Source organism: Spirosoma sp. 209 (assembly GCF_002006735.1).
GTDB lineage: Bacteria > Bacteroidota > Bacteroidia > Cytophagales > Spirosomataceae > Spirosoma > Spirosoma sordidisoli.
Genome location: NZ_MVEC01000001.1, coordinates 617,755 through 634,323, shown reverse-complemented (window position 1 = coordinate 634,323; position 16,569 = coordinate 617,755). Strand labels below are relative to the sequence as shown.

17 protein-coding genes are annotated in these 16,569 nt (G+C 56.3%); 7 read left to right on the top strand and 10 right to left on the bottom strand.

What is annotated here, in order from left to right; genetic code table 11:
* Positions 1 to 57 precede the first annotated feature (57 nt).
* Complete coding sequence (locus B1C80_RS02745) at positions 58 to 891, bottom strand: phytanoyl-CoA dioxygenase family protein (protein WP_077919502.1); 834 nt, start codon at positions 889 to 891, stop codon at positions 58 to 60.
* Positions 892 to 1,053: 162 nt separating this feature from the next.
* Here B1C80_RS02745 and B1C80_RS02740 point away from each other — a divergent pair, with 162 nt between their 5' ends.
* The 4 genes from B1C80_RS02740 to B1C80_RS02725 all read left to right on the top strand — a co-directional run bounded on the left by B1C80_RS02740 (position 1,054) and on the right by B1C80_RS02725 (position 4,607).
* Positions 1,054 to 1,923, top strand: coding sequence for an AraC family transcriptional regulator (locus tag B1C80_RS02740; protein ID WP_077919501.1), 870 nt, complete (start codon positions 1,054 to 1,056; stop codon positions 1,921 to 1,923).
* A 113-nt stretch (positions 1,924 to 2,036) separates the two neighbouring features.
* Positions 2,037 to 3,329: a serine hydroxymethyltransferase gene (gene glyA, locus B1C80_RS02735; protein ID WP_077919500.1), complete on the top strand. Its 1,293-nt coding sequence runs from the start codon at positions 2,037 to 2,039 to the stop codon at positions 3,327 to 3,329.
* An 82-nt stretch (positions 3,330 to 3,411) separates the two neighbouring features.
* The gene (gene tatC, locus B1C80_RS02730; protein ID WP_077919499.1) at positions 3,412 to 4,269 is read left to right on the top strand and encodes a twin-arginine translocase subunit TatC; all 858 of its coding nucleotides are present in this window, start codon (positions 3,412 to 3,414) and stop codon (positions 4,267 to 4,269) included.
* A gap of 110 nt (positions 4,270 to 4,379) precedes the next feature.
* The gene (locus B1C80_RS02725) at positions 4,380 to 4,607 is read left to right on the top strand and encodes a hypothetical protein (RefSeq protein ID WP_201723542.1); all 228 of its coding nucleotides are present in this window, start codon (positions 4,380 to 4,382) and stop codon (positions 4,605 to 4,607) included.
* A gap of 173 nt (positions 4,608 to 4,780) precedes the next feature.
* Here the strand turns inward: B1C80_RS02725 and B1C80_RS02720 are convergent, their stop codons facing one another.
* The 9 genes from B1C80_RS02720 to B1C80_RS02680 are packed head-to-tail and all read right to left on the bottom strand — an operon-like array spanning position 4,781 to position 13,854.
* Complete coding sequence (locus B1C80_RS02720; protein ID WP_077919498.1) at positions 4,781 to 6,127, bottom strand: DUF58 domain-containing protein; 1,347 nt, start codon at positions 6,125 to 6,127, stop codon at positions 4,781 to 4,783.
* The gene (locus B1C80_RS02715) at positions 6,124 to 7,140 is read right to left on the bottom strand and encodes a YhcG family protein (RefSeq protein ID WP_077919497.1); all 1,017 of its coding nucleotides are present in this window, start codon (positions 7,138 to 7,140) and stop codon (positions 6,124 to 6,126) included. The genes B1C80_RS02720 and B1C80_RS02715 overlap by 4 nt, the downstream gene beginning before the upstream one ends.
* Positions 7,141 to 7,146: 6 nt before the next feature.
* Positions 7,147 to 7,950, bottom strand: a complete 804-nt coding sequence (locus B1C80_RS02710) for a lipopolysaccharide assembly protein LapB (RefSeq protein ID WP_077919496.1) — start codon at positions 7,948 to 7,950, stop codon at positions 7,147 to 7,149.
* Positions 7,947 to 9,059, bottom strand: coding sequence for a hypothetical protein (locus B1C80_RS02705; protein WP_077919495.1), 1,113 nt, complete (start codon positions 9,057 to 9,059; stop codon positions 7,947 to 7,949). Before B1C80_RS02705 ends, B1C80_RS02710 begins: the two co-directional genes overlap by 4 nt.
* Complete coding sequence (locus B1C80_RS02700; RefSeq protein WP_077919494.1) at positions 9,056 to 10,030, bottom strand: MoxR family ATPase; 975 nt, start codon at positions 10,028 to 10,030, stop codon at positions 9,056 to 9,058. Before B1C80_RS02700 ends, B1C80_RS02705 begins: the two co-directional genes overlap by 4 nt.
* Complete coding sequence (locus B1C80_RS02695) at positions 10,031 to 11,215, bottom strand: DUF4350 domain-containing protein (protein WP_077919493.1); 1,185 nt, start codon at positions 11,213 to 11,215, stop codon at positions 10,031 to 10,033.
* Between the two features lie 17 nt (positions 11,216 to 11,232).
* The gene (locus B1C80_RS02690) at positions 11,233 to 12,009 is read right to left on the bottom strand and encodes a DUF4129 domain-containing protein (protein ID WP_077919492.1); all 777 of its coding nucleotides are present in this window, start codon (positions 12,007 to 12,009) and stop codon (positions 11,233 to 11,235) included.
* A 7-nt stretch (positions 12,010 to 12,016) separates the two neighbouring features.
* Positions 12,017 to 12,913 carry a hypothetical protein gene (locus B1C80_RS02685; protein ID WP_077919491.1) on the bottom strand — a complete coding sequence of 299 codons (897 nt, stop codon included), beginning with the start codon at positions 12,911 to 12,913 and terminating at the stop codon, positions 12,017 to 12,019.
* Positions 12,910 to 13,854 carry a stage II sporulation protein M gene (locus B1C80_RS02680; RefSeq protein WP_077919490.1) on the bottom strand — a complete coding sequence of 315 codons (945 nt, stop codon included), beginning with the start codon at positions 13,852 to 13,854 and terminating at the stop codon, positions 12,910 to 12,912. Before B1C80_RS02680 ends, B1C80_RS02685 begins: the two co-directional genes overlap by 4 nt.
* Before the next feature lie 119 nt (positions 13,855 to 13,973).
* Between B1C80_RS02680 and B1C80_RS02675 the strand changes: the two genes are divergently transcribed.
* From B1C80_RS02675 to B1C80_RS02665, 3 genes are read left to right on the top strand one after another with little or no spacing between them, the layout of a single operon-like run.
* Positions 13,974 to 14,669, top strand: a complete 696-nt coding sequence (locus B1C80_RS02675; RefSeq protein ID WP_077919489.1) for an RDD family protein — start codon at positions 13,974 to 13,976, stop codon at positions 14,667 to 14,669.
* A 56-nt stretch (positions 14,670 to 14,725) separates the two neighbouring features.
* Positions 14,726 to 15,925 (top strand): M20 family metallopeptidase, encoded by a 1,200-nt coding sequence (locus B1C80_RS02670; RefSeq protein ID WP_077919488.1) that lies wholly within the window; start codon positions 14,726 to 14,728, stop codon positions 15,923 to 15,925.
* Positions 15,926 to 15,938: 13 nt separating this feature from the next.
* Positions 15,939 to 16,529 carry a YdeI family protein gene (locus B1C80_RS02665; RefSeq protein ID WP_077919487.1) on the top strand — a complete coding sequence of 197 codons (591 nt, stop codon included), beginning with the start codon at positions 15,939 to 15,941 and terminating at the stop codon, positions 16,527 to 16,529.
* The last annotated feature ends 40 nt before the right edge of the window (positions 16,530 to 16,569 follow it).

Here is a 16,569-nt window from a genome sequence, read left to right as displayed (position 1 = left end):
ACGAAACGAAAAGTTAGGTGTGTTTATGTATACGAACTGATCAGCTATGAATCCATATCAATAGCTGAACAGAACGGGGTTGATATCATCCTGCGGCTGGCTGCCAACGGGTACATTCGCCAGCCACCGCGCGTGGTCGGCTACCTGATACCGGTTGCGGGGCGGCATAATGACCTGGTTTTTGTCCATGTAAATCATGGTCATCACCTTCCGGGGCGAGTCCGATACGTTTGGCCCGGCCCGGTGAAAGGTCCAGCCGGCATGGTAGCTGACCTCGCCCAGCTCGAAGGGCGTGTCGTTGAGCGGAAAGTTCTGCTGCTGAAGCAAGCCAGACAGCACCGTTTCGCTCTCGTCGCTGATTTCGAGGTCGCGGCCAATCTCGACATGCTGCGATCCTTCGGCAAACGCCAGCGGACCCATCTCCATCGGGGTTGCCTGTAACGGAATCCAGACCGTAACGGTATGCGGTGACGCCAGCGGCCAGTAGAACTGATCGGCATGCCAGGGGGTGATGCCGCCCGAGGGTTCTTTATACAGCGCCTGGTCGTGGTACAGCCGGACGCCCTCAACGCCCATCAGATCAGCCGCCAGCTGGGCCAGTCGCTTCGAGAAAACAAACTCACGGGCCTCCTCATCTTCCTGCCAGAGATTCATGATCTGCAAAAAAGCCCGCTCGTAGGTCGTCCGTTCGTGCATCGGCTTATCGAGCGTATTGAGTCGAAAAACCAGCTCGGTAATGATGTCGCCATAATAAGCCAGCACGGCCGGACTGAGCACCTGCTTAAGTTTTACGTAGCCGTTCTGACGATAGAAAGCAATGGCTTCGGGGCTGACCGCATACGGACTCGCCAGCTCCTGCAGCAGGGATGTTTTGTCGATAGTCGCTTCCATAAGGGTTTTGATAGGCTATCAGCGAACCGGTTCGCTGAGCAGAACAGCTACAAAAGTAGAGGGAGAGCTGATGAGTAGATGAAGCAGGTTTTGCCTATTTGTGTAGTATTTTGACCATCGTTTGCTTACTATCGCTCACCTGTAGTCAGTATACTGTTTAAGATGAAAGCGCTATTCGAAAAAGTAACTATTGGTGATCAGCGCTCGCTGCTGGTTCGGCAGTTCCGGCTTCCGTACTTCGATGCGCCCTGGCACTACCACCCGGAGTACGAGCTGACCTATATTATCAGTGGCTACGGACACCGGTTCGTTGGCGACCATGTGGCGTTGTTCAGGCCGGGCGATCTGGTGCTGCTCGGCCCGGATTTGCCGCACTTCTGGCGGTGCGATGCCGATTTTTACGAATCCGGCTCCGACCGGCTGGCCGAGTCGATTGTGGTGCAGTTTCGGGCTGCGCTGGTTGACACGGTGCTGGCTCATTTGCCCGAGGCCGGCCCGCTCTGCGCGATGCTCCGGCGCGGTCAGCACGGCCTGCGGTTCAGCGAGACCTGTGCCACCCAGCTGGCCCCGCTGCTGACGGAGCTGATCGCGCAGACCCGGATGGAGCAACTTATGGGCCTGTTGCGGGTGCTGACCCGGCTTACGACCGATCCGGACGCGCAGCCCCTGGCCAGCGACGGCTATCGGCTGGCGCCCAGCGCGGGCGAGACCGAGCGGATGAAGCGGGTGCTGGAGTTTACCCTGGCCAATTTTCGGGACGAGATCCGGATCGAGCAGATTGCGTCGGTTGCCGGCATGGCGCCGGCGGCTTTTTGCCGGTATTTCAAGCGACGAACGCGTAAGCCCTTTGTCGAGTACCTGAACGAACTCCGGATCAGCCACGCCCGCAAACTGCTCAGCGAAGCCGACATACCCGTCGGACAGGCCGGTCTGGAGAGCGGTTTCAATAATATATCCCACTTTCACCGGCAGTTCCGGCAGCACACGGGGATGACGCCCCTGACCTACCAGCTCGTCTCGCGCGGGAAGTGAAAATCTTCGGCAGACTACCGTTTTCCGCCGTACCTTTGTCCCGTAAAAGGAGTTGTTTGTCGGTTTAGCGTGACGAACAACCGGACCGATAACTCATTGAACTACTTACGCGCATGACGACCGCAACCACCGCTGCCCGCGACACGCAGATTTTTGACCTGATTGCTAAAGAACAACACCGGCAGGAGTCCGGTATCGAACTGATTGCTTCCGAAAATTTCGTATCGCCTGCCGTTATGGAAGCGGCCGGGAGCGTGCTCACCAACAAGTATGCCGAAGGCCTGCCCGGCAAACGGTATTACGGGGGCTGTGAGGTAGTGGACCAGGTCGAGCAAATTGCCATCGACCGCGCTAAAGAGCTGTTCGGCGCTACCTGGGCCAACGTACAGCCACACTCGGGCGCCAACGCCAACATGGCCGTATTCCTGGCCTGTCTGCAGCCCGGCGATACCATCCTGGGATTCGACCTCAGCCACGGCGGTCACCTGACCCACGGTTCGCCGGTCAACATCTCGGGCAAATACTTCCGGCCTACGTTCTACGGCGTAGAGCGCGAAACGGGCGTTATCAACTACGACGTGGTCGAAGAAACAGCCAAACGGGAGCGGCCCAAACTGCTCATCTGTGGCGCATCGGCCTACAGCCGCGACTGGGATTACGCCCGGCTCCGCGCCATTGCCGACGAAGTGGGCGCCCTGCTCCTCGCCGACGTGTCGCACCCGGCTGGTCTGATTGCCAAAGGGCTGTTGAACGACCCGCTGGCGCATGCCCATATCGTTACGACGACCACCCATAAAACCCTGCGCGGCACCCGGGGCGGACTGATTCTGATGCGGAACGATTTCGAGAATCCGTTCGGTATCAAAACCCCCAAGGGCGAAACCCGCCTGATGTCGTCGCTGCTCGATTCGGGCGTTTTCCCCGGTACGCAGGGGGGGCCGCTCGAGCATATCATTGCTGCCAAAGCCGTAGCCTTCGGCGAAGCCCTCACCGACGATTTCTACGACTATGCCGTTCAGGTGAAAGCCAACGCGCAGGCCATGGCCAAAGCATTTACCGATCGTGGCTACTCGATCATCTCGGGCGGTACGGATAACCACCTGATGCTGATCGACCTGCGGAGCAAAGGCCTCACGGGTAAGCTGGCCGAAAACACGCTGATCAAGGCCGACATTACCATCAACAAGAACATGGTTCCGTTCGATGATAAGTCGCCGATGGTTACCTCGGGCATGCGCGTCGGTACGGCGGCTATGACAACCCGCGGTCTGAAAGAATCGGACATGGAGCAGATTGTCGTATATATCGACCGGGTGCTGATGAACCATGACGACAGCGCAACGCTGCTGACCGTTAAAGAAGAAATCAACGAGTGGATGAAAGCATTTCCGCTCTACAAAAGTTAATTGTGATTGAGTGATTGAGCGATGACTAACTTGCCGTTATAATCACTCAATTGCTCAATCAGTCAATCGCTCAACCAAGCATATGCCACTCGATCAACTGACCGACGAAGACATCGACACCGAAGGCAAGGAGATGTCTTTTCTGGACCATCTGGAAGAACTCCGCTGGCACATTATCCGGGCCGCTGCGGCTATTCTGGTGTTTACCGTCACGGCGTTCATTTTTATTGACGATATCTTCGAGTACGTATTGCTCGGACCGGCCAAGACCGATTTCTGGACGTACCGGCAGATGTGTAAGCTGGCCGACTATACGGGGTATGCCGATCTGTGTGTGAAGAAACTGACGTTCAAACTCCAGGCGCTGGGCTTATCGGATCAGTTTACCATGTCGCTGACGTCGTCGTTCTTCGTGGGCCTGAGCTTTGCTTTCCCGTATGCCTTCTGGGAAGTGTGGCGGTTTATCAAGCCGGGTCTGCGTCAGTCCGAGAAGCGGGCGGCTCGCGGAGCGGTATTTTTCGTGTCGCTGCTGTTTTCGATGGGCCTGCTGTTCGGCTATTTCATCGTATCGCCCCTGGCTATCAACTTCCTGGTCAACTACACCCTGTCGAGCCGGATCGAGAACAATATTGATATTACCTCCTATATCGGCGTAATCGTGACGCTGGCGCTGGGTTGCGGCCTTATTTTTCAGATGCCGATTGTAGCCTTCGTCCTGTCTAAAGTTGGGGTGTTAACGCCTGCTTTCATGCGTGAGTATCGTCGCCACTCCTGGATCGTGATTCTGGTCGTCGCCGGTATCATTACCCCATCGCCCGATCTGTACAGCCAGATTCTGGTGGCCCTGCCGCTGGCGCTGCTGTATGAAATCAGTATCGTGGTGTCGGGTCGGGTACAGAGAGCACGGCTTAAAGACAACGAAGCGCTGATGCAGTCATAGAGAGATATGTTCTTTTGAAAAAGGCCGGTCGTTCGATCGGCCTTTTTCGCTTTATACCGGCTGTCGTACCTTTGTGCCGGGAGATTTTACCCTAACGAACAGAATCAGACATGCCCCAGTACGATTTTCGCCGATACCATATCCGGTCCATCAACGCGGCTGATGATGCCGAGCGAGCCGCCATCAATCAGGAGCTTAAAGAGGTATACGCCAGCCTAAGCGATGCCGAAAAAACCGAATTCAACGCCCAGCTTCAGGCGTTTCTGGCCAAAGAAATGGGCCGTATCAAGTCAGATTACGAATCGGTCAAAGGCGGATTGAGCGACGCCGGTCAGTAACAGGAATCCGGGTCTGAGGGGGCCATGTGTGACGGTCGATATCCGTTCCGTTGGGTTTTTTGTGCGGTCAGGGTTTGTTGACATGCCGCCCCGACCGGGGATTTTTGGTAATATGGCCGATAGTAATCTATTAACATATTGCCGTGTTGGGGCTTTTTTTGGGGCGGTACGGGTTAAATCATGTTCCGGGCTTTTAGCTCGAGGTACTTATTTACGGTGTTGGCGGTCAGGTTCTGTGGAGCGGTCAGAATAGTCTGGATGCCATACTGGCCCAATTCTTTGACAATCTGCTTTTTCTCATAGGCAAACTTCTCCCCAATGGTTTTCAGGTAGATGGCTTCGGTGTCGGGGGTGGGCTGATCAAGCAGGGCGCGGAGTTCGGTGTTTTCGAAGAAGATGACCAGTAATAAATGATCTTTAGCCAGTCGGCGGAGGTACGGAAGCTGCCGCTGCATACCGCTTACCGTTTCGAAATTGGTGAACAACAGCAACAGGCTTCGCTGGCGAATGTTCGTGCGGACGGTAGCGTATACACTCTCGTAATCGGTCTCCTGGAAGCGGGTTTTCTGGCGGTATAATACTTCCATGATCTTGAGCAGCTGGCCCGCCCGCCGGTCGGCGGGCAAGAGCTGGCCTACGTGGTCAGAGAAGGTCAGGAGGCCCGCTCTGTCCTGTTTGAGTAAGGCGATGTTGCTGAGCACCAGACTGGCGTTGATCGCGTAATCGAGCAGCGTCAACCCTTCGAAAGGCGACCGCATGACCCGGCCTTTATCGATCAGGCAGTAGACCGGCTGCGACCGTTCATCCTGGTAGGCGTTGATCTGCAGCGAGGCCCCCCGCGGATCGCTGCGCCGGGCGGTAGCTTTCCAGTTCACCGTCCGAACATCGTCGCCGGTAGTGTAGGGCCGAACCTGCTCAAACTCGGTGCTATGTCCCAGCCGGCGTATTCGCTTCACGCCTACTTCGTTCAGGCGGTTCGTAGCCGCCAGCAGCTCATACTGCCGCATTTGTAGAAACGACGGGTATACGGCCACCAGCTTACCCTGCTCAAACTGATACCGGCGTTTCAGCAACCCCAGTGGCGATAGCACAAAGACGTTGACGGCGCCAAAGCTGTACTCACCCCGGCGCGTAGGGCGCAGTTCGTAACGGATAGCGCGGGTTTCGCGGGCCTGTAACTGCGCCCGGAATAGCACGTCGCGTCGCTGAAACTGAAAGGGAATTTCATCGATCACTTCGGTATCGACCCGAAACGCGTACCGGTTTTCGAGGTAGACCGTGAGCGGGTTCTGATCGCCGTTGCTGAGCCGGTCGGGCACTTCACGCCGGGCAAACAGGCCGGCTTCGGTTCGGAACAGCAGCCAGCCATCCAGGCCAATCAGGAACAGAAAGACGACAAACGCTACCTGAACCAGCGGAAACAACAGGGGAACGGCATAGGCCAGTACAAACGCCAGCACAAAGCCAGTCAGCGTGAACCAAAGGCGGAGCGAGATAAACAGGGGGCGAAAGAAGTTCATGGGTTACGCCGGTTTTGTTCTATAAGTACTTTCTCGCGCTCAATCTCATGGCGCAACTCCTCCTCGCTGGGCAAAAACAGTTTATACTTTGACGCAAACAGCTGCTGACTTCCGTTCAGAACCGAGTACTTCACAACGGTCTCGTTCTTCTCCGTACATAAAATCAGTCCAATGGTCGGGTTGTCGCCGGGTTGTTTGTGCTGGTCTTCGTACATCCGTACATACATATCCATCTGACCAACATCCTGATGCGTTAGTTTGCCGACTTTTAGGTCTACCAGCACAAAACAGCGCAGTATATAATTATAAAACACCAAATCAACCCGAAAACTGTCGTCGTCTTCTACCATACGTTGTTGCCGCGCCACAAACGCAAACCCCTTACCTAATTCAAGCATGAACGTTTGCAGGTTGTCTAAGAGAGCCTGTTCAAGGTATTTTTCGTAAATTTTCCAGTTCGGTTGCAGGTTCAGGAATTCAAGTATATATGGGTCTTTCAGTACATCTTCGGGTTTAATCTGCAACGGCTTCGTTTTTTCGTCGGCCTCCTGCCGGATGTCTGGCCGATCCGTTTCGCGGGTAGCCAGCAGCCGCTCGTAGTATAGCGAGTTGATTTGTCGTTCCAGCGCCCGGCTGCTCCACTGCTGTTCGGCGGCTTCGTTCATATACCAGGTGCGGGTGTTGGCGTTGTCAACTTTCGACAGCAGGCGGTAGTGCGTCCAGGTCAATTCGGGACGCACTGCGTCCCGAATTGGAAACTGCAGATAGAACTGGCGTATTCGACGCATCTCGCGTTCATCAAACCCCTTCCCAAAATCGGTAGTTAATCGTTGGGCGAGGTATTTGAGCAGACTGGTGCCGTATTCGGCGCGGCTTTTTCCCTGCTGTTCTTCATCAACGATGAGTCGGCCAATGTTCCAATAGGCGTCGACCATAGCGAAGTTTACGGCCCGGAACGCGGTGGCGCGGGCGTTCTGCAATACGCCTTTAATGCTTTCGTAGAATGGATTCATGTTGTGTTACGGTTTAAGTTTAAGCTGGTCGATGGCAGCTTCGATTTCAGACTCGTACAGGGGGAAGAGCTGATCCTCGGGTATAACGGCTTGCCCGGCCTGCAAGGCTTCGACCCGCTTGGCGCCGAAAAAAAACTGAGCGTCCTGAAAAGCCGATTTAGCTTCGGCTGTTCGGCCAAGCTGTACCAAAGCCAGACCCCGGTGGTAATACGCCAGTGCGCTTTTTTTGTAGTTGGCAACCGCCTTATCAAGGTCATCCAGAGCTTTTTGAGGTTGACTGGTTGCCAAGAACGCTCTGGCCCGGCTCACGTAATAACGGTAGTTGACCCATTCTGAACCATGTTTGCGTTCGATATCGCCAATCGACTTGTTTAATTGCTCGATAGCCAGCGCAAACTCGTTTGTTTTCAAATAGATAACGCCCCGGTAATAACTAACGGGGTTGTTGCCTTCTATATCGTCGAACGTGGGTGTCAGCGCGTCGTAGGCGTTCAGGTATTGCATAGCCCGGCTGTAATCGTGCAGAAAAGCCAGATGAACGTAGCCAATATAACCCTGGCGTTTTGGATTCAGCTGAGCAGCTTGCTGGTACAACGGAACGGCTTTATCAAAATCACCCTGATAGCGGTACCGTTCGGCTTTGCGGAGTACTGTTTCTGAATGTTCGGCGAGACCGTCCGGCTGCTTATTACCCGACAGTACCTGATGGTTTTTAATCAGCAACAACTGCGTCATCTCGATCTGACGCGCATTATCCTGCGCCAACAGATACCCCGGCCAAATTAAACTAATCAGCAGAAAACGCTTCATAAGAAAACATCGGTTATGGTGCCGTTGCTGAGCCGAACGTTTAGCAATACGTCTATGTCTGACTGCTGCTGGTCGGTCAATGGATCGCGTCGCCAGCCGGCCGGTAGCTTTTGGCGGCAAATGGTCAAAAGCTGCGCTACAAGTTGCGGATCGAACGACTTGGCTTGATAGTCGTTGTCGAACCCCTTCACCAGAAACCGCCCCATACGCCCGTCGCAGTCAACGGCAAACTGAATCTGAACCAGGCCCGACTGCCCACTGGCCACAACCGGTTTGTAGTATTGCTCAAACGCCTTCCTGATGTCGTACAGCATGGGTTGATACCTTCGTAGAAACGGTTCGGCAACCGAATACCGACTCCCATCAAAACAGTTGGCGCAACGCTGAAACTCGTTTGCTGGGGGCATTTCGGAGAGTTTGAGCGGACGAACCAGCCGAAAGGTTTCGGTAGCTACTGCCTGGCCGTTCCAGCCGATGGCCCTGAACTGTTGTTTTCCTGACTGGGTAAGCTGCCAAAGCGGTTTGTAGTCGCCTTCGCAGGTATGGGCGTTGCCGCGCGTTACCAGAAACACAGCGGTTCCGTACCGGGCTAACTGCCAGCAATGCACCGTTTGCTCGTAGGTTTGGCAGTTTTCCCAGAGCAGTTTCCCGTTGGCAAACAAGGACAGGCGTAGGCTATCCGTCTCCCAAACCCGACCGTTCAACGTCTGAAAGGCTGCGGTCGAATCAACGGCTATCTCCTGAAAGCGTCGAAAGAGCATCGGCGAGTCCTGCCCAATTCGTAATACATCGTTTGTCAGCGAAATCAGGTCGAGGGCATAAGTCAGCACATCGAGCCGCAGCTGGCCCGCCTTCATCGCCCAGGTCATAACTTTGGGAGGGGCCTTACCGTCGACCATACCCAGGTAAAACGAACCATCGCTTCGCAGGTCCAGGTAGGTTGATAGCGGACAAAGAGACGCGTTGTTTAACTCCGCGTGTACGCCGATCCACTGGCCTGTTAACTGGTCGCGGGTAAGTGGCTGAGCCGTAGTCGTAAGCCAGAAACCAAATAAGAACAGACCAGGCAGCGCGTATTTTTTTCCATTGCGCCAGCCCTGCTTTTTCATCGGGGTACCTCGATTTTCTGAACCAGCTGGGCAATTACGTCATCGGCCGTGCCGCCTTCCATCTCGCGTTCGGGCGTGAGCAGAATCCGGTGACGCAGTACGGGAGCCGCCAGTTCCTGCACATCTTCGGGCGTTATGAAGTCGCGACCCCGCAGCGTAGCCAGCGCCTTCGCGCTGTTCAGCAAGGCGACCGATGCGCGTGGCGAAGCCCCCAGATACAGCGATTTGTTGGCGCGGGTGGCCTGTACAATCTGGGCGATGTACTCGAAAAGCTTATCTTCTACGTGTACCTGATGAACCTGAGCGCGCAGCGAAGCCAGCTGGCCGGCGCTGAGTACCGCCGAAACGGCCTGTACCGCATCGGTCAGGTTTCGGCGCTGGTGATGGCCTTTCAGAATGTCTACTTCAGCGGCTGCGTCGGGATAGCCAACCACAATTTTGAACAGAAACCGGTCGAGCTGGGCTTCGGGAAGTCGGTAGGTACCTTCCTGTTCGATAGGGTTCTGGGTAGCCAGCACCATAAACGGTTCGTCGAGCGGGTAGGTGGTGCCGTCGTTGGTGATCTGGCGCTCTTCCATCACTTCGAACAGGGCAGCCTGGGTTTTGGCCGGAGCCCGGTTAATTTCATCGATCAGCACCAGGTTAGAGAAGACAGGCCCCTGCCGAAACGAAAAATCGCCGGTTTTGGGCATGAAAATCGACGTTCCCAGCACATCGGACGGCATTAGGTCGGGCGTGAACTGAATCCGGCTGAAGCCGACCGATAATGTTTTGGCCAGCAGCTTGGCGGTCAGGGTTTTAGCCACACCGGGAACGCCCTCGATCAGCACGTGTCCGTCGGCGAGCAGGGCGGTCAGCAGCAGGTCTATGGTCTGGTGCTGGCCCACAATAACGGTGCCCACTTCGGCCCGGATGGCGTCAACGGCGGTGGTAAGCGGGGTCAGGTCGATACGCGAATTAAAAGACTCCATTCAGACAGTTTGATTGAATTTTTCGATGGCACCGTTCAGTGTCAGTAAGTCGTATTCAGATAACGTAACGCTTTTCTGGGCGTTGCGCAGGAGCCGTACCAGCTCGGCGGTCTGATCGGTGGGTAAACCGCTTTTACGGGCCAGGGTCTCGGTAAACTCGTGGTCGAGCTGATTGGTGTTCAGCCCGTAGCGTTCGCGCAGGTCGGCCAGAAAGTACTGGACTTTTTTGCGGGCCATGTTGTCGTGATCGCGTTGCTGAAAATACAGCCGCCCTACATCTTTCACAAAATCGAGGGAGGTATTGCGGGGTGGCTCCATGACCGGAATGATGCGCTGCGTTCGTTTGCCGGCAAAGATGACGTAGAGCAGTAACCCGATCACGACCAGATAATAGGCCCAGGTCAGCGCCGGCTGCGACCAGATGTACCGCAGAATGGATTGCTGATCTTCGTCGAAGCGGCCTTGTTTCTGGTACTCATCCCAATAGGTTGGCCAGGCCGGCAGGTACGACAGGGCTTTGATGGCATAGTCGGACGAGGGGTGGTTGAGCAGGTAGTAGTTGGTGAAGGCCAGGGGCAGGTTGTGAATAAAAAAGTGCCCTTTCCCGTACTGTACCCGGATAAAGACCGGCTCCTGGCGGGCGTTGCGCCCCAGCACGGTAATGCCCCCGGTTTTGTTGATACGCAGGTAATTCCGGCCATCGTCGCGCGAGAACCGATACCCGGCCGGTTTTTTGAGAGCCGGGTTGACGAAGTTCTGGCGCAGGCTGGAGTCGGCCCGGTCGGGGGTGCGCAGATCGGCTTTGAAGCCCAGCGCTTTACCCAGCGAATCGGGCATGTCGTAGGCCGAAATCAGGCAGTTGTTACCCTGCTTCACGTAGCGGAACAGCTGGCGGAGGTCGTTGGCATCGGCTTCGAAACTGCGGCAGATAAACACGTAGTTGCTGCGGCCCGCCGGTCTGGTCTCGGTCAGGAAGTTATAGACCGGTAGCCGAACCGTTTTGACGGCCGGTTGCTGCATGAGCGAAGGCAAGAGCTCGAAGAGGGCCTGCGTGCCGAACGGAATCCGGTCGTCGTTTTCGTACGTTGGTGTCCAGTCGATGGGGCGGGGGCGGTAGTACTCAACGAGCGCATACGCCATCACCGTGACGAGCAGGAACAGCAGGTATTTATTGGGTTTACGCAAAACAGATCAGCAGTTTTTCAGTGAGTAGTCTTCCCGGCAATCGAGTTCATGAACTGGCGGAACCGGGCCTGAACAGCGGTAAATCGCGACTCATCGATGGGAAAGCTGCCGTACCAGACAAACTCGAACTGGCGGGTCAGTTCGTCAAAGTCGGCCTGCCGGGGCGACCCGGCCAGTTCATGAACGTACTGTCGGTTGGTCTTATCGGCTTTGTAGCTGATCTGGCCCATATCGGTCAGGCGTTTCAGGCTCTGCAAATACAGCAGCCGGGTCGCCAGCCGGTAGTTACGCAGCCGGGCGGCTTCGTCGATGGCTTCGTCGAAGTTAATCTCGTGAATGTTCTCGCTCAGGTTCTCATAGTCAAGCCCGGCCGACTGAGCCCGCTGCGCAAACAGAAACCCCAGCACCTCGGCCTTCATGAGCCAGTAGATGACCAGACCGGCAATAGCCGCCAGCAGAACGTATTGACCTACGTTCTGATAGGCTTCGCTGGCCAGCAGATCCCGCAGTTTACCGAAAATATAGGCGATAAACCGACCCACCGGATTGTCGGGGGGCGGAGCGTCGGTACCGTACTGGTAGTCGCGGCTGGTTTCCAGATCGCGCAGGCGCTCCGCATCGGGTTGGCGAACCCGGATCGGGCTCCGGTCGTCGGGCGCGCTGACAACGGCGGTAGTAGCCGCGGGTTTCTGCTGGGCATAGAGCAGACTGCTGGCTGAAAGCTGACATCCCAGCAGGATATACAGACAGACCGCCCGATACGCGCGAAATAGCTTTTGTACGTTGTGGTGCATGCGTTGATTAGTACTCACCCTCGTCCTGCGCGCGGGGTTGGGTGGGGGCGGTCCCGATCGAGTCAATGGCCGACAGCAGCCCCCGTCCTTCCTGCCGCTCAACCAGGTTGGTATACTGGAAACCGATGGCAATGTAGATCAGCGCCCGCAGCAGCGTACCGCCAACCGTCCCGATTACGTTACCCAGCACGAGCCAGATACCCGATGCGTCGGGCAGGAGTTTAGCCGCTACCAGAAAGTTGATCACCCCGGCCGGTATGGAAAAGAGCAGCCCGATAATGCCGGAAATGATTCCCATAACAACGACCAGGCCAAAGGTAGACCACCACTTGTCGCGGATGAGCTTGAAGCAGCGCTCCCAGGTCTGGCCGAAGTCGGTCCCTTCAAAGGTGGTTATAGCCAGCGCCAGCACCAGTACCACCGCGATGTATATGCCGGGGATGATGAAAAACATAAAGCCGATGGCCGTAACGATACTGCCCAGAATCGTGATGATGAGCGCCCGGCCCATGATAGGCTGGATTTCTTCCCATACCTCGGCTACCGTGACGAAACCGCCATCTTTGCGATTGTAGAGTTTCATGTGGGCGTAGCTCACCAGGCTGACGGCCAGCGCAGCCAGGATACCAAACAGGATCATTAGCCAGAAGGCGGGGGAAAAAATGCGTTGAAATACATCGAAAAAAGCCGACGGGTCTGCCGGGTCGCTATCTCCATCGCGGGCTATGTTGGTCAACTCCAGAATGTTCGATTGCAGAATGCCCGACGCGATACCGGCTATCAGCGCAACCGGTCCTACGATATAAAGGAGCGACAGACCCAGACTCCGGAAGTTGTCAGTCACGTATTTGAAGGTGATATTGAGCTTATCGCCAAAGTCGCGTTGCTGAAACAGGTTGATCATGGGTGTATACGGCGGTTAAGTTGAATAGGATAGAGAATAAAATACCAGATAATGAAGGCAGCCGACGCGAGAATGATGCTGCCGCTGACTACCGGCGGCAGGGTGAGCCGGGTAATGAAACTCTCCAGAAAGCCAGCCATGATGAAGATCGGAACCAGCCCTACCGCAATGGTCAGCCCTTGTTTGATACCCCGCCGGAACGACACGATCCGCGAGAAGGTGCCCGGAAAGAGCAGGCTGTTGCCTACCGTTAGCCCCGCACAACCGGCAATGACGATCGCCGATATTTCGAGCGTACCGTGAATCCAGATTTTCAGGATCGAGTCGAGCAGCAGGCCGCGCTCGTAAAAGAAGTATTGAAACGAACCCAGCATCACGCCGTTGTAGAACAGCATGGCTATCGTTCCGAAGGACGCGAACAGGCCGAAAATAAACGTTCGAAACGCTACATAAATGTTGTTCAGGGTGATTTGGATGAACATGGTGCCCTGGTCCATGCTGTTGTAAACGCCCAGCGGATCGCCTTTTTTGATATTCTCGAGGGTCATGTTCACGTACTGATCGCCCAGAATCAGCCGCACAAAGGTGTTGTCATGGGCCGCCGATACCCAGCCCAGCAGGCCCGCTATCAGAAACACCCCCGCCGATACGGCCAGCAACCGGTGCGACTGCCGGAACAGCATCGGTAATTCGTATTGCCAGAACGTAAGGAAGCGGTTGCGGTCGTCGCGCCGGTTCTGCATCAGCCCCCGGTGCATCTGCGCGGCCAGCCCGTTGAGGTAGCGCGTCACGTTGGCGTCGGGGTAGAACGTCCGGGCGTAGGAGAGGTCGTCGGTCAGTTCTACGAAGCGCGCCGTCAGTTCATCGGGGTCGCGGGTCGGGTTGTCCTCGATGGCCTTCCATTTGTCGGCGTTGCGTTTCACGAACAGGGCTTCGCGCATGGGGTGCGGGTTTGGCGTCAGGTTCTGAAAATTGGCTATTTGTTCATCAAGAACCAAAGAAAGGATGCTATTTTTGACGATCGGCCCGTGATCGCTCCCTGCCAACAAAAGTCCTGTCAATGTCCGTTACTATTCGCACCTCTCAAAACGTAGTTGTTGAGTACGAACCTGCCAGCGTTGGCGAACGAATTATAGCTACGCTGATCGATTACCTGGTCTTTTTCGGGTGGTGGCTGCTGGTGCTGGCGCTGCCGGCTGGTATAGGTATCAATACCAGCCGATTTTACGTGGTGGCGGTGCTGCTGCCGGTTGTGTTCTACGACCTGCTCTGCGAATATTTTCTGAACGGCCGCAGCGTCGGTAAGCTGGCCATCGGTATTCGGGTGGTGATGCTCGACGGAACGCAGCCGGGCCTGGGGGCCTACCTGCTGCGGTGGCTGCTGCGGATTATCGAGTCGGGCAGTTTTATGCTGGGTATCGTTCCTATCATCACCGTCGGCGTTAACGGAAAAGGCCAGCGGCTGGGCGATATTGCTGCGGGCACCTCGGTGGTCCGGCTCAAACCCGCCGTATCGCTGACCGATGTTCTCGCCCGCCCCGTACCTGATAATTACAGCCTGCAGTTCCCGGACGTACGACTCCTGACCGATCGCGACGTTAGCATTGTACGGGAGGTGCTGCTGCGGGGTGATGAATCTGTTCTGGCCCGCACCGCCGACAAGATCAAGGCCGTAACCGGTATCGACAGTACGCTGTCGAACCGGGCGTTTCTGGAAACGGTCCTGACCGATTATCAGTTTATAACCACACAATAGGGCGGGAGCTACCCGTCCGTCACCTGTAGTCAAGCGGCTTCCGGGCCGCCTTTCGTATGCTCGACTCCATCAAAACGCTTGCCCGGCAATACGCTGCCGATATCGTTCAGACCCGCCGGCATCTGCATGCGCACCCTGAACTGTCGTTTCATGAACACAACACCGCCCGGTACGTAGCCGATCAGCTCAAAGCCATCGGCATAACCCCCCAGGAGGGCGTAGCGGATACGGGCCTGGTAGCCATTATCGAAGGCACCCGCAACGATACCTCATCGCCCCGGCGCGTGGTCGGGCTGCGGGCCGATATGGACGCCCTGCCCATCCACGAAGCCAACGAGGTTTCTTATAAATCGACTGTAGAGGGTGTTATGCATGCCTGCGGACACGATGCGCATACGGCCAGTCTGCTCGGCGTGGCGCGTATTCTGCACGTCTTGCGCGATCAGTTCGACGGAACGGTAAAGCTGGTTTTTCAGCCCGGCGAAGAGAAAGCGCCGGGTGGTGCCTCGCTCATGATCCGGGAAGGCGTACTGGAGAATCCGGCCCCGATTAGCATGATTGGTCAGCACGTAGCCCCCAATATTCCGGTGGGTAAAATCGGGTTCCGCGAAGGCATGTACATGGCCAGCACCGACGAACTCTACCTGACCGTACGCGGCAAAGGCGGCCACGCAGCCATGCCCGACAACCTCGTCGATCCGGTGCTGATTGCTTCCCATATCATCGTGGCGCTCCAGCAGGTGATCAGCCGCAATCGCCCCCCGGCCAGCCCCAGCGTCCTGTCGTTCGGGCGGTTCATTGCCGACGGGGTCACCAACGTGATTCCGAACGAGGTAACGATTCAGGGTACGTTTCGCTGCATGAACGAAGAGTGGCGGGCCGAGGGCAAACGGCGCATGGTCAAACTGGCCGAAGGCATTGCCGACGCCATGGGTGGCTCGTGCGAATTTACCATTGTGCATGGCTATCCGTTTTTGCAGAATCAGCCCGAGCTGACCCGGCGGCTGCGGGCGCAGGCCGTCGAGTACATGGGGGCCGATAACGTAGTCGACCTCGATCTGTGGATGGCCGGCGAAGACTTCGCGTTCTACTCGCAGGTGGTCGATTCGTGTTTCTACCGGCTGGGCACCCGCAACGAAGCCCGGGGCATCACTTCGGGCGTTCATACCCCTACCTTTGATATTGACGAGTCGGCTCTCGAAACCGGCGCCGGGCTGATGAGCTGGCTGGCCGTACAGGAGTTAGCCACCCTATAACCGACCATGCACCATGCCAGCCACTGACCGTTCAATCTACTACGCGCCCACCCGCGCCGACTGGCGGCAGTGGCTGGCCGAACATCACGCCACCGAAACCAGCGTCTGGCTGAAGATTTACAAGAAAAGCAGCGGTATGCCCAGCGTCACCTACGACCAGGCCGTTGACGAAGCCCTGTGTTATGGCTGGATCGACAGTACATCCGGTCGGGGCGATGAGCAGTATTACCTTCAGTTCTTCGCGCGCCGAAAACCGAAAAGCAACTGGAGCCGGGTCAACAAGAACAAAGTAGCGGCCTTAACGGCTGCCGGACTGATGACCGAAGCCGGCCAGGCCATGATCGATCTGGCCCGGAAAACCGGCACCTGGACCGCCCTCGATGCGGTAGAAGACCTGATCTGCCCGCCCGACCTGCAAACGGCCCTGGAGGCTAACCCCACCGCCAGAACCTATTTCGAGGCCTTTCCGCGCTCGGCCAAACGCGCCCTTCTGGAATGGCTACTGAACGCCAAAACCGAACAAACCCGCGCCCGGCGCATCGACGACATTGTCAGCAAGGCCGAACGGAACGAGCGGGCCAACCAGTACGTGCCTAAGAAGTAAACCCGAACCGCTGGGAGCCGTCGTGAAAATGAGTTATTTT